The sequence below is a fragment of the Syntrophomonas sp. UBA1041 genome, from assembly GCF_002316705.1.
In the GTDB taxonomy this organism is placed as follows: Bacteria; Bacillota; Syntrophomonadia; order Syntrophomonadales; family Syntrophomonadaceae; genus DTU019.
The window spans coordinates 14112-26435 of sequence record NZ_DCEA01000036.1 but is presented as its reverse complement, the minus strand read 5'-3'; the positions used below and the strand labels follow the sequence as shown (position 1 = coordinate 26435).

The window sequence follows — 12324 nt, the reverse complement described above, 5'->3', positions numbered from 1 at the left end:
TTTCACACATTCTGCCGTCCCCCCGACACCCCTATTGATGAGGCTGTTTCAAAAGGGGCAGCCTCCAAAATTGCAGGCTCAGATACCAGATGGTATAGTTAATACAACAGGGAAATAATAACCATTCAGGGGGTGCTAAAGTGAAGGCAATGATAATGGCAGCAGGAGTTGGGTCGCGTTTAATGCCCCTGACCATGCATGTTCCCAAACCGATGATACCGGTGGCCAACCGGCCTTTAATGGATAATATTGTATGCTGGCTCAAAGAGCAGGGCTTCGATTCTCTGATCTGTAATCTTCATTATCACCCCAAAGCCATTCGCGGCTATTTCGGCGACGGCCGCGACTGGGGTGTCAACCTGGATTATTCGCTGGAGCATGAATTGCTGGGAACCGCCGGCGGGGTGAAAAACTGCGAATGGTTTCTAGACGATTCATTTGCGGTAGTAAGCGGCGATGCCCTTACCGATATCGAACTGCAGCAGATGATGCAATTCCATAAAAAACAGGGAGCCCTGGCCACCATTGCCTTAAAAGCGGTGCAGGAAGTGGAGCAGTTCGGCATCGTGGTAACCGATGACGGCCATCGTATTGAGCGTTTTCAGGAAAAACCCAGGCCGGAAGAAGCCTGCAGCCGATTGGCCAATACCGGCATTTATATCTTTGAACCCGAGATATTCAAGTACATCCCACCGCGTCAGTTTTATGATTTCGGGAAACAGCTTTTTCCTCATCTGGTCAAAATAAAAGCGCCTTTCTTCGGTATGCCGGTTTCCAATTACTGGTGCGACATCGGCAGCATCAGCAGCTATAAAGAGGCCCAGGTGGATGCACTGGTGGGGCGTGTTGCCATGTCATTGCCGGGACAGGTTGTTGCCATGAATAATGGAGCCCAGGTACTGCTGGGCAAGAATGTGTCTATCGGTGACGGGGTCAACTGGCAGGGTATAAATGTGGTGGGGGACGGCTGTGTTATCGAAGATGGCGTTACCTTCTGCAATTCGGTGCTATGGAAAGACACCGTCATAGGCAGGGATAGCCGCATTGAAGAAGCTCTGCTGGGCAGCAACTGTGTTTTGGGCGCCAAGGTTTGGATCGCTCCGGGTGCCATTATAAATAGCGGCTGTGAGTTTGCCGATGGGATGCAGGTACCGGCTAACGCCAAGGTGTTCAATTCGATCGGCTCCGACCTGCAGCTGGAACAGGGCTGACAAAAGGACAGGCAAACCCCGAATCCAGCCAACCAGAGGGATACCCTTGCCGGTATCCCAGACCGTCGACAAAAGCGAATAACTGCGTTGTCCAATAGGTCCGCTCAATCAACGTACTATTTGTACGCCTCAATCTCGGGCCTATTGAGCGCCTTGCTCTTCGCTTCCGTCGCTTGCTCTGCACAGCTGGTTGACTTTGTCAACAAGCTGAGGGACACCCTTGCGGGTGTCCCTGCGAAATCCTGGGTTCAAGGTTTGATAATAATGGCTATACTTCCAGAAGTTCCTTAAAACTCTCATCCAGCTGATCCAAACTGTAACTTTCTACCAGCTCCAGATCGGAATCCTCGATGGGGGACAAATTGATGATCTTATAACCCCCGGCTTCTCTGATCAAAAAGGCTACTTCCTTTTGCACCGGCTGTTCCTGCTGCATTACCTGATATACTACCAGGGCGCTGTATTCCCCGGTTTTGGTGTATTCTTTTAAAACCTCGACTGACACGTCTTGTTCGGTGGGCTGGTTCTCTTCCAGGCTTTTAAGCATAGCTGCGGTTTCCTGCTCGATCTCAGCCCGGTTCTGCATCAGTTCGGCTGAGCTCATATCACGATATTGAGGCAGGTAATTAAGCGACCAAAACACACTCAAGTCATGGGCGACGGTTTCATAATCCCGGTCAAAATAGGCCTGATAAAAATGATCCACGGTTTTATCCGGAGAAGAAACATCAACAAAGGCCGCATAATAATACATTCCCGCCATTATTGCTACAATAAGTACAGGCAATAATTTCGGCACACCGGTTCTTGCCGGGTTAGTCTGATTCAAAGTGGGCACCTCCCGAAAATCATTAAGTTGATTGTAACACTTTTGTTCATCTGAAAACAATTTGTATTTTCTCGAAAAATCCGCTGTTGCAGGCCATTATCAAACAGCACAAGCAGCTAGGAGGCTAAAATGAAAAGGGTAGTGGTAGTTGGAGGAGGGCCTGCCGGGATGATGGCAGCCATCAGTGCTGCCGCCGGCGGGGCCAGGGTAAAGCTATTGGAAAAGAAATCCGCTCTGGGTAAAAAACTGGAGATTACCGGCAAAGGCCGCTGCAATCTGACCAATTCGCGTCAGGTCGGTGAGTTTATCGCACAGTACCCGGGCAATGGCCGTTTTTTATATAGCGCATTACATCAATTCAGCAATCAGGATTTGATAGACTTCTTTGAAGGGCGGGGCGTAAAAACCAAGATAGAGAGAGGGCAGCGGGTTTTTCCCGCATCCGACCAGGCGGCGGATATCGTGCAAGCCTTGCACCACAGCCTCATGGAGCATGGGGTGGAAGTAATCAAGCCCTGCCGGGTCAGCGATATAGTGATAGAAGAGAGCAGGGTACTGGGGGTGAAAACCGACCAGGGCTGCATAGAAGGGGATGCTGTCATCATCGCCACCGGAGGCCTGTCGTACCCGGGAACAGGTTCAACCGGGGATGGCTATCAGTGGGCCGCAAAGGCTGGTCATAGTATAATAACCCCCCGCCCGGGATTGGTGCCTTTGGAGGCCGCAGAAACCTGGGTGAAGCAATGTCAGGGTCTCAGTCTCAAAAACGTGCAGGCCACAGCTTATGATGAAGAGGGCAGGATGATCAATCAAGAGTGCGGCGAAATGCTGTTTACCCATTTCGGGGTTTCAGGTCCCATCATTCTCACCATGAGCAGTGATATCGCCAGGTTGCTGAGCGATGAAGGTAAAAAGGTCACTCTCCATATCGATCTAAAGCCGGCCTTATCTCCGGAAAAACTGGATGAGCGGCTGCAGCGGGACTTGGAGCTCTATTCGCGCAAACAGTTCAAAAATGCCCTGATCGATCTTTTGCCCCGGCTCTTGATCCCGGTTATAGTGAGCCTGTCAGGGATCGACGCCCATAAGCCGTGCCATCAGGTCACCAGAACGGAACGCTTGAGGCTGTTGGATATTTTGAAGAAGCTGCCTTTAACCATCAGCGCAACCCGACCCATCAAAGAGGCTATTGTCACCAGAGGGGGAGTGGATGTAGCAGCGGTGGATCCACGCACCATGCAGTCCAAGCTCGCCCTTGACCTGTTTTTTGCCGGGGAGATCCTGGACATTGACGGCTATACCGGGGGGTTCAACCTGCAGGCGGCGTTCTCTACGGGTTTCGTGGCCGGCAAGTATGCAGCCCGTTATGCAGTCGATTCAACACATTGACGATACAGAGGCAGTCTGTTATCATTACCTAGTGAAATATATTACAAAATGGGGGCTTTATGTCATGAGTGGGCCGCAAGGCACTTATAATGGTTCATCCGGTTACATAGTATCTGATGAATTGAGAAACAGCGTAAATATTGCCATAGCATTACAGAAACCGTTGCTGATAAAAGGGGAGCCAGGCACCGGCAAGACCATGCTGGCGCAGAGCATAGCCGACTCTCTGCAGATGGAGCTTATCATATGGAACATCAAGTCAACTACCAAAGCCCAGGATGGTCTATATGTTTACGATACTGTCCAGCGGCTCTATGACAGTCAGTTCGGTGAGCATGACGTGTCCGACATCAAACGCTACATTAAGATGGGCAAACTGGGGGAGGCTTTTCTTTCACCTTTGCCGGTGGTGCTCTTGATAGACGAAATCGATAAAGCTGATCTGGAATTCCCCAATGATCTTTTATGGGAACTTGACCAAATGAGTTTTTACATCCCGGAAACGCGTGAAACGGTAAAAGCCCGGCATCGCCCCATTGTGATCATCACCAGCAACGCTGAGAAGGAATTGCCTGATGCCTTTTTGCGCCGCTGTATTTTCCATTACATAGATTTTCCCAATGCGGAAGCCATGGAAAAGATTGTGGCGGTTCACCACCCCAATTTGGAGCGAAAACTGCTGGAGCAGGCCATGGAGTCTTTTTACGCGCTGCGCAGCCTACCCAATATGCAAAAACGCCCCAGTACCAGCGAATTGATCGACTGGCTTCAAGCTCTGGTGGTCGGCGGCGTGTCGCCCGCTCGAATTAAAAAAGAACTGCCTTTTTTGGGTGTCTTGCTGAAAAAGAATGAAGACCTGGATATGATCCTGCAGCAACTGTCCGGTAAAACCCAAACTCGCAATGCCATGGGACGCTACCGCTAAAAGCGCCTTCAGGAGGATTTGATGTTTACCCGTTTTTATTATGAGTTGAAAAACCAGGGGCTGCCGGTTTCCATGAAGGAGTGGGACGCCCTTCTTGAAGCCCTGGAGGCCGATTTGTGCGGCTCCAGTCTTATCGGATTCTATCATCTGTGCCGGGCCGTCCTGGTGAAGAGCGAAGCCCACTACGATCGTTTTGATCTGGCCTTCGCCCGCTTTTTCGAAGGGGTGGAAACCCCGGAAGGTCTGCCCGATAAGATCTGGGAATGGCTGGATAAAGAGCTGCCCGCCCGGGGGATTACCGAAGAAATGCGGCGCAATCACCGGCAGTTGGATCTGGATGAATTGAGGCGAATGCTGGAAGAGCGCCTCAAGGAGCAGCAGGAAGAACACCACGGCGGCAGCTACTGGATTGGCACCGGCGGCACTTCTCCTTTTGGACACTCGGGTTACCATCCGGGAGGCATAAGGGTCGGCGGTCAATCCAATAACCTTTCTGCGGTTAAAGTAGCGGGAATGCGCCGTTTCCAGGAGTTCCGCTCTGATGAGACCCTGGGTGTCAGGCAATTCCAGGTGGCTTTGCGCAAGCTGCGGCAGTTTACCTCCCGGCTGGATGGCGCAAAAACCGTATTGGATTTAGACGGTACAATCGATAAGACCTGTCAGAATGCGGGCCGGTTGGAACTGGTATGGGAGCGCCCCCGCGAGAACAGCATCAAGGTACTGCTGCTGATGGATGCCGGGGGTTCAATGCTATCTTACAGCCGCTTGTGCAATCAGCTGTTTACCGCGGTGCATCGCTCCAGCCATTTTAAAGACTTGAAAGTTTTTTATTTTCACAACTGCATATACGATTGGTTGTATCATTCCCCTGAATGCCGCAAGAACGATTACACTGACACCGCGTATATCCTCAACAACCTGGGTGAGGACTACCGGACCATCATCGTGGGTGATGCCAGCATGGCTCCCTATGAATTGATGCGCTCGGGCGGGGTCATTGACTGGGATCTTTACAACGACAGAGCCGGACTGGAATGGCTGCGCGATCTGCGCCGGCATTTTGAATATTCGGTCTGGCTCAATCCGATACCGCAAAAGTACTGGGATTGGGTGGAAGGTTCATTTACTATAAAAAAGATCAGTGAAATCTTCCCCATGCAGGAACTGACCATCGACGGGCTGGAAAAGGCCATATCCGCTCTGAGGAGTCGCCAGCGCATGGCTAAAGCCACTTAAAACAATATGAATCGATTATGTCGTATAACCTGGGCCCTCCCTTATGGGAGGGTTATTTTCGCCGCGGGCCCGGCTAAGCACGCATTATCCATTCTCGCTGCTCCGTTCGAAAACTTGATGGAGACGGTTGCTGGCTTGCGCACTACTAGCGCGAGTTAACAACCGTATCTCTTGGTCCAATCAGTTTTAAAATCCATAAACACAATATAATTAAAAAAATATGTGGGATAGAAAAAGCCCAATGAGCAACGAAATTGTCAGAAAATGCCGGAGGATAATCGGTAATTTCGCCGCTATGGAATATAAACCAGAGTATTATCGGAGGTATTTGAATAACCGTGCCTATATAAAGGAGCAATCGTGTTCCGATGCCATGAGTCGTAAAAAACGCAAGAATAAGTAATGACGCTCCTAAACCCTCACTGAAATATCCCCATAGCTCTACCTCTGATTCTAAAGGACCATACAACTCGTGAGCATAGCTATATCCCAGCAGGATGCTGCCAATAGCCAATAAAATCATTAAGATACTTTTTCGATTGCGCATATTAACCCCCATTATCTCCCTCTATATGCTATCATTTCATGACATCCTTTTCTGATATACGAATTAATAATATAGATCATTTCAAGTTCTGATATACGAATTAATAATATAGATCATTTCAAGGCCAATCGTGCGCGCCTTTTTTGTTACCGGTTACGTTTTGCGGTTCTGTCATGATATACAATCAGAGTAATTGTATTTAATATTATGGTAACAATGAGAAGAACTGCTGCAGCCAATGCTACAGCAGCGCTCACCGGCCTAGTTTGAAAAATCCCTTGCTTGATGGCTTGATTGTGATATATTGAGACATATCATTGAAAGGTGTGGCATGGTTGACAATCCTTTTGGGCATACTGGCCTCTTTAATACTCGCTACTTATAGTATCTATTTTCTTAAGATTATCAGGGGTTATCCCCAGGAATTTGAGCTGGAATTATTGGATGCCCTGCAAAACTGGCTGCAGGAAAGCAATACTAAAGCTCTGTGGATACTCCTGTGGGCTTCGGTTTTGTTTGAAGTGGTCTATTTCAGCCTGGTGTTCCTGGCCGTTTCCAACCCCGTCACCCTGGCTTTGACAGGGTTAATAATAGTAATAGAAATGTGGCATCTTAGTGTGGTATTTGTGAACTTTCGGAACTTTTTTGGCGGCCGCATCACTTGCGCCGGGATTTTTAACTGGAAGTTGGAGCGCATCAGTGCGATGGGATTTTTTACCCATTCTTTGATCGTGCTCCTTACTCTGCTCTTCTTAACCTAGTTGTGCTTTTCAGGAGGAATGTTGGTGTATACCCAATATCGTCTTTATTTGTCCAGTTTGGCCATATACCGCAATATTTTGCATGACCCTGCCCTGACCGCCCTTCAGGCCTGGCTGGAGAGCAATGTTCGTCAAGATCTGGATTATGTGGAAATATGTAATCGCTATCACCAATTTTGTTTTGAGTTATTGCGTACGGAACGCTGTTTTTCCTGCCACCTGCAGAACCTTATATTAGAGGATGACAACGTTTTCAGCAGAACTGCAGAAAAGCAGGGCGAAATTGGACCGGAGTTGAGGCAGTCAGCAGCGCGGGATCTGGACTTGCTGCAGAGAGTAACGGGTCTGGACTTTGCAGAACTGGCGCCGCAATCCGTATGTACCATGGTCATGAACGGCCGTGGCTGCAAAGGTCTTGAACACGATAGAGCCCTCCTTGAGGGTTCTGATTGGGCACTGCAAATTGATCAATTGATTGAACACTACCGTGCTAATTCCCGGGGGATTATGGCGCGCTACCAGGCCCTGCGCTGGGACGCGGAATCTGGTCTGGCAGGAATTGCCCATCCACACCTGCCCAGATTGCAGGACCTGATTGGGTACGAATATCAAAAAAAGATGCTGTGTTTCAATACGGAAAAATTTCTGGGCGGTTTACCCGCCAACAATGTGTTGCTTTACGGCGGCAGCGGAACCGGCAAATCGACCATGATCAAGGCCCTGCTGGAGCACTATCGGGGCAAGCCCCTGCGCATGGTGGAGGTACACCGTGACAGCCTGCCCAGCCTGCATCACCTGGCTGAAATACTAAGCGGCTACAACCTTAAATTCGTTTTATTTATTGATGATTTGTCATTTGAAGATTACGAAACCGAATATAAAGGCTTGAAAGCGGTTTTGGAGGGAAGTCTGCAGGGACAGACCGGAAATATGCTGATTTACGCCACTTCTAACCGGCGTCATCTGGTCAAGGAGTTTTTCCATGACCGGGATCATCTGGATGATGAGATCCATGTTCATGACACCCAGCAGGAGAAGATTTCTCTGGCGGACCGCTTCGGATTGACCTTGTCTTTTGCGGCCCCCAACCAGGAGGAGTACCTGGCTATCGTGCAAGGTCTGGCTCAAAGACAAGGATTGGATATAGGTGCTGAATTGCTGCGGCGCCAAGCCCTGCAATGGGAACGCGGCAAACACGGTCCGTCAGGACGGACAGCCCGGCAGTTCATAAACCATATAGCGGGGCAAGTTGGAGAGCCGGGGCGGCTTAGGGAATTTTAAGTAATGTTAGGAAGTGGATCAACTTGACGGAAGGCTATAATCGCCTGCGCTGGGGATTGATGGAAATCGTTCTGGTTTATGGCGGGGTTCTTCTCATAGCCAACTTGGTGGGAGCGTACAGCATGCACTCCTGGTGGCTGGAAGGAAAGCCGCTGGTTCAGTTTTCCCTGGTGGCCGGGGTTCAATTTCTGGCGACCATAGGCCTGGTCTTGGTTTTCACCATAGGGAAAAAGGCTTCCTGGGCGGAATTAGGATTGCGTCCGGCTTCCCTCCGGGATATACTCATTTATGGGTGTGGAACCGGGCTGGTGCTCCTGTTATTCATGCTGGTTGTGAGCTGGCCCCTGAGCCGCCTTATGCCTGATATTTCGCCGCAGCTGTATGAGACCATGCTGCGTAATGCAGGCCATGGCGCCTCTTTTGTGTTATTATTTTTTATGGGGGCGGTTCTGGCTCCTGTATCAGAAGAGTTGTTTTACCGGGCTATGATTTATCCTTTCCTGCGCAATGCACTGGGCCCGGTATGGGGCATTTTATTGGCTGGGTTGGTATTTGGACTGGCCCACTGGGATGTATGGAGAACCATCCCGCTGGCTATTGGAGGCCTGGTTTTATGTTATGTTTATGAGAGGACCGGGAGTATATATGTGCCCATGGTTGCCCACGGGGTATGGAACGGCGTTATGTCGCTCCTGGTCTTGCTTAAGATACAGATATAAAGACAGATATAAGATTTGGAGAGAAGGGTGAGATTATGCCAATATATGAATACCGTTGCCAGGAATGTGGGATATTCGAAAAAATGCAAAAGATTTCTGACCAGCCTCTTAAAAACTGCCCTACTTGTAAAGGCGAAGTAGAGAGACTGGTGAGCCGTGATATAGGGATAGCTTTCAAGGGGCCGGGCTTTTACAAAACTGATCACGGCACCCTCAAAGACCGGGCCAGAAGCATTAACAAAGAACGGCAAAAAGATAATGAAGCCATTCTGGATAAAGATGTCAAATCCTACGTTAAACAGTCGGAGGAGACCACTAAGAAGATTCAGGAGGCTTGATAAAGGCGCTTTAGAGTACCTGCAGGCTGCCAGCCAGCAGTAGCGGGTCCGGGTTCTATTCTGAAAGAGCCTCCCAGGGGAACTGAAATAAACTGAGATGGGTGATGGATACTATGGATTCTCGAATTGTCAATGTGGTGGAACAGGCGGTCTGGGACTTGATGAGACGGGTTTTGGAGGAGAAACACGGTATCTGTACCTGCCCCAAATGCCAGGCCGATATTGCCGCCCTGGCTCTTAACAACCTTAAACCGCGCTATGTCACCAGCGCAAAAGGGGAAGCATTGGCCCGGGCCGACAGCCTGGACCAAACCACTTATATTGCGGTTTTGGTGGCTCTGGCCAAAGCCATTGAACAGGTTGCCCCCAATCCCCGTCATGAAGTGAGTCCCGGCCAATGAGAGAACCGATAATTATCTACACCGACGGGGCTTGTTCCGGCAACCCCGGGCCTGGAGGATGGGGCGCAGTTCTCATCTATGGCGAAAACATCAAAGAGCTGTCCGGAGGAGAACCTGACACCACCAATCAGCGCATGGAACTCACCGCCGTGATCAAGTCTCTCCAAGCCTTAAAAGTGACGGGATGGGAGGTTGTAGTCCATTCGGACAGCGCTTATATCGTCAACGCGATACAGCAGCACTGGCTGGATAAATGGCAGGCCAACGGCTGGCAGAACAGCAAGAAGGAGGCCGTGGCCAATCAGGACCTGTGGAGGCAGCTCTTAGATTTGATGAAGAAGAACCGGGTTGCTTTTACCAAAGTGGCCGGCCACAGTGGAGATGTGTGGAACGAACGCTGTGACCAGTTGGCCCGCCAGGCAATAAAAGCCATGACAACCTGACCGCTGTAAAATGGATATGAAGGAAGATCGGTTTGGCCCAGGTACAGGTTTACTATTGCAACAATCCGCATAATGAGGGCATAGCTCTCCATATAGACTCCAATGCCAACCTGAATGATCTCCTGGCTGCCTGGCAGCCGTTGTGCGATGAATCTGCCTATGGCAAAAAATACGCTTCCGACCCGAAACAGTCCTGCCGGGCCTGCACCCACAATTGCTGCGATACCGCCTATGTGATTCCCGATCTGATTGCTTTCAAGAAGATGGCCGGGCACCTGGGATGCGACTTTGAATTCCTGGTTGACAACTATTTTCAGCCCGAAAAAAGACGTATCGGCTTGCTGCGCATGCTTCCCAATCCTTGTGTTTTTCTAAAAGACAAGCTTTGCAGCATTTACCCCATACGTTCATTGATTTGCCGTTTCTACCTTTGTGCGACCCTGCGGGGGGACGCCGAACAGCTTATTTACCATATCAGCAGCCTGGGCATGGCGGCAACCCATGTATTTGCCAGGCAGCAGGGGGTCCTGGGGGAAAAACGGGGTGCGACGAGCAGTATGGATCGTTTGTTCCTGGAGTTGTTCGAGAAATATGCTTCAGATCCCCTCTTGCAGTATTTTCTCAGTGCAGAGGAGTATGAAGACATCCCTTTACATCCTTTTATTGAACTATCGGGCTGATCAGCAAAATCAATCATAACGGCTCCCCGCGCATCACTTGCGGGGAGCTCCGGTTTCGACGCAAGTAGGGGACGGTTTTTGACTTGAGCGCTTGCGCGCAAGCCAAGAATCGTCCCCACCCGTCAAGACCAGAAATCGCTCCCGGCTACTGATAGATCTGAGTCATCTGCGCCTGCGGATAGTAATGCGCTACAATATCACGGGCAGTTTTGCCCTGCTCAGCCATGAGACTGGCTCCCCATTGATCCATGCCAACCCCGTGGCCCCAACCGGTGCCGGTGAAGACGATATAATTGCCCTGGGCTTTGATACTGCTGATTTGAGTCGAGTACAATTTATCAAAACCGATCTTTTCCCTTAAATCAACCGCGTTTACCGTGGCCTGACCGGCCTTTACAGTCATTACCCTTCCGGAAGGACCGGTTTGGCCGATACTGATGTCATCGAGGTTGCCGGCTTCAGTGCCCATTATTTCTTTCACGGTGCTGCGCGGCACTTTCACTGTCCAGGCCTTATATTTTTCAGGGGCCTTGGTTATTCCGTCGGTAGCAACCGGCACCAGATAAGGGGCTTTTTCAGCCAGTTTGGGGAAGCCTTCCTCGATGCTGGCGGTTGTGCCGTTGGAGGCTGAATGGAACAGCGCGTAAACGAATTTGCCATTATTGGTCAAAACCATCCCCCGGGTTTCTTCGACGGCTTTGGAGATATTATCGTTGACGGCTTTTTCATCGTAGGCCTGAAACTCGGTGTGGTCGTCGCTGGCATCGGTGTTGTGCTTGCCGCGGGTGCCGTTTTCATACTCTAACAAGGCCAGAGTATTAGTGCGGGCGATGATGGCCTGTGCCTTTAAGGCCTCCATCGGAAACTTGGGACCGATCTCGCCTGCTACCACGCCTTTCAGGTATTGTTCCAGCTGCAGATTCTGAACCTTGCCGGTGTCGCTGCGATACAGGCTGATAGCAGGTTCTGCACTGTATTTCTGAACTTCAGGGGCCAACTGCCCTGGTTGATTTGGCTTTTTGGCAGCTTGCTGACAGCCGCTCAGGGCCAATAACAGGCCAAACAGCAGCATGATGGCCAGGATGTTACTTGACTTGGATCTGGGCAAATGAATCCCTCCTTTTTTCAGTAGTTTTTCCAGCCTGACTGCTGCTATTACTGGGAAACAAAGGGTTATAATAGTATCAATTACCACGTCATTCAGGCGAAAGTAGGATAGCATATGCATATTGTCCTGATTGAACCGGAAATACCGCAGAATACCGGTAATATTGCCCGAACCTGCGCCTTGACCGGCACCGACCTGCACCTGGTAAAACCGCTGGGTTTTTCCCTGGCGGACCGTTATCTTAAACGGGCCGGGTTAGATTATTGGGATGAGGTGAAAGTAACGGTGTGGGATTCATTCGAAGAGATAAAGGCTGCCTATAAAGAAGCCGGTTTCTACCTGGCTACCACCAAGGCGAGGCGGATTTATACCGAGGTTTGTTATCGACCCCATGATTTTTTGGTACTGGGACGTGAAACCAGAGGACTGCCGCCGGCTATGCTGCAGGAGTATGGG

General features: G+C 50.2%; 15 protein-coding genes. 12 read left to right on the top strand and 3 right to left on the bottom strand.

The window, feature by feature from the left end; all coding sequences use genetic code 11:
• Nucleotides 1-149: 149 nt before the first annotated feature.
• Nucleotides 150-1211, top strand: coding sequence for a nucleotidyltransferase family protein (locus B2633_RS05990; protein ID WP_483169785.1), 1062 nt, complete (start codon nt 150-152; stop codon nt 1209-1211).
• A gap of 268 nt (nt 1212-1479) precedes the next feature.
• On the opposite strand, the gene B2633_RS05985 is transcribed toward B2633_RS05990, so the two are convergent.
• Nucleotides 1480-2040 carry a hypothetical protein gene (locus B2633_RS05985; RefSeq protein ID WP_483169751.1) on the bottom strand — a complete coding sequence of 187 codons (561 nt, stop codon included), beginning with the start codon at nt 2038-2040 and terminating at the stop codon, nt 1480-1482.
• Between the two features lie 129 nt (nt 2041-2169).
• On the opposite strand from B2633_RS05985, the gene B2633_RS05980 reads away from it, so the two are divergent.
• The 3 genes from B2633_RS05980 to B2633_RS05970 all read left to right on the top strand — a co-directional run bounded on the left by B2633_RS05980 (nt 2170) and on the right by B2633_RS05970 (nt 5590).
• Nucleotides 2170-3429, top strand: coding sequence for a BaiN/RdsA family NAD(P)/FAD-dependent oxidoreductase (locus B2633_RS05980; RefSeq protein WP_483169750.1), 1260 nt, complete (start codon nt 2170-2172; stop codon nt 3427-3429).
• A 64-nt stretch (nt 3430-3493) separates the two neighbouring features.
• Nucleotides 3494-4354, top strand: coding sequence for an AAA family ATPase (locus B2633_RS05975; protein WP_483169749.1), 861 nt, complete (start codon nt 3494-3496; stop codon nt 4352-4354).
• Between the two features lie 21 nt (nt 4355-4375).
• A complete protein-coding gene (locus tag B2633_RS05970) occupies nt 4376-5590 on the top strand; it encodes a vWA domain-containing protein (RefSeq protein WP_483169748.1) in 1215 nt (404 codons plus the stop codon).
• Between the two features lie 145 nt (nt 5591-5735).
• Here B2633_RS05970 and B2633_RS05965 read toward each other — a convergent pair whose 3' ends face one another.
• The gene (locus tag B2633_RS05965; protein WP_483169747.1) at nt 5736-6137 is read right to left on the bottom strand and encodes a hypothetical protein; all 402 of its coding nucleotides are present in this window, start codon (nt 6135-6137) and stop codon (nt 5736-5738) included.
• A 326-nt stretch (nt 6138-6463) separates the two neighbouring features.
• On the opposite strand from B2633_RS05965, the gene B2633_RS05960 reads away from it, so the two are divergent.
• From B2633_RS05960 to B2633_RS05930, 7 genes are all read left to right on the top strand, one after another.
• A complete protein-coding gene (locus tag B2633_RS05960) occupies nt 6464-6898 on the top strand; it encodes a hypothetical protein (protein WP_483169746.1) in 435 nt (144 codons plus the stop codon).
• A gap of 24 nt (nt 6899-6922) precedes the next feature.
• The gene (locus tag B2633_RS05955) at nt 6923-8179 is read left to right on the top strand and encodes an ATP-binding protein (RefSeq protein WP_483169745.1); all 1257 of its coding nucleotides are present in this window, start codon (nt 6923-6925) and stop codon (nt 8177-8179) included.
• Nucleotides 8180-8202: 23 nt separating this feature from the next.
• Nucleotides 8203-8898, top strand: a complete 696-nt coding sequence (locus B2633_RS05950; RefSeq protein WP_483169744.1) for a CPBP family intramembrane glutamic endopeptidase — start codon at nt 8203-8205, stop codon at nt 8896-8898.
• Nucleotides 8899-8933: 35 nt separating this feature from the next.
• Nucleotides 8934-9236, top strand: a complete 303-nt coding sequence (locus B2633_RS05945) for an FmdB family zinc ribbon protein (protein ID WP_483169743.1) — start codon at nt 8934-8936, stop codon at nt 9234-9236.
• A 113-nt stretch (nt 9237-9349) separates the two neighbouring features.
• Nucleotides 9350-9637, top strand: a complete 288-nt coding sequence (locus tag B2633_RS05940) for a late competence development ComFB family protein (protein WP_483169742.1) — start codon at nt 9350-9352, stop codon at nt 9635-9637.
• A complete protein-coding gene (rnhA, locus tag B2633_RS05935; protein ID WP_483169741.1) occupies nt 9634-10080 on the top strand; it encodes a ribonuclease HI in 447 nt (148 codons plus the stop codon). Before B2633_RS05940 ends, rnhA begins: the two co-directional genes overlap by 4 nt.
• A 32-nt stretch (nt 10081-10112) precedes the next feature.
• A complete protein-coding gene (locus tag B2633_RS05930) occupies nt 10113-10760 on the top strand; it encodes a YkgJ family cysteine cluster protein (RefSeq protein ID WP_483169740.1) in 648 nt (215 codons plus the stop codon).
• A gap of 145 nt (nt 10761-10905) precedes the next feature.
• Here the strand turns inward: B2633_RS05930 and B2633_RS05925 are convergent, their stop codons facing one another.
• Nucleotides 10906-11868, bottom strand: coding sequence for a SpoIID/LytB domain-containing protein (locus B2633_RS05925; protein WP_483169739.1), 963 nt, complete (start codon nt 11866-11868; stop codon nt 10906-10908).
• A 114-nt stretch (nt 11869-11982) separates the two neighbouring features.
• On the opposite strand from B2633_RS05925, the gene B2633_RS05920 reads away from it, so the two are divergent.
• On the top strand, nt 11983-12324 hold a 342-nt coding region (locus B2633_RS05920), incomplete at its 3' end, for a tRNA (cytidine(34)-2'-O)-methyltransferase (RefSeq protein WP_483169738.1).

Coding starts and splice junctions, on each gene's coding strand:
- B2633_RS05990 (WP_483169785.1), top strand. CDS start 150: ATGATAATGGCAGCAGGAGTTGGGTCGCGTTTAATGCCCCTGACCATG.
- B2633_RS05980 (WP_483169750.1), top strand. CDS start 2,170: ATGAAAAGGGTAGTGGTAGTTGGAGGAGGGCCTGCCGGGATGATGGCA.
- B2633_RS05975 (WP_483169749.1), top strand. CDS start 3,494: ATGAGTGGGCCGCAAGGCACTTATAATGGTTCATCCGGTTACATAGTA.
- B2633_RS05970 (WP_483169748.1), top strand. CDS start 4,376: ATGTTTACCCGTTTTTATTATGAGTTGAAAAACCAGGGGCTGCCGGTT.
- B2633_RS05965 (WP_483169747.1), bottom strand. CDS start 6,137: ATGCGCAATCGAAAAAGTATCTTAATGATTTTATTGGCTATTGGCAGC.
- B2633_RS05945 (WP_483169743.1), top strand. CDS start 8,934: ATGCCAATATATGAATACCGTTGCCAGGAATGTGGGATATTCGAAAAA.
- B2633_RS05940 (WP_483169742.1), top strand. CDS start 9,350: ATGGATTCTCGAATTGTCAATGTGGTGGAACAGGCGGTCTGGGACTTG.
- rnhA (WP_483169741.1), top strand. CDS start 9,634: ATGAGAGAACCGATAATTATCTACACCGACGGGGCTTGTTCCGGCAAC.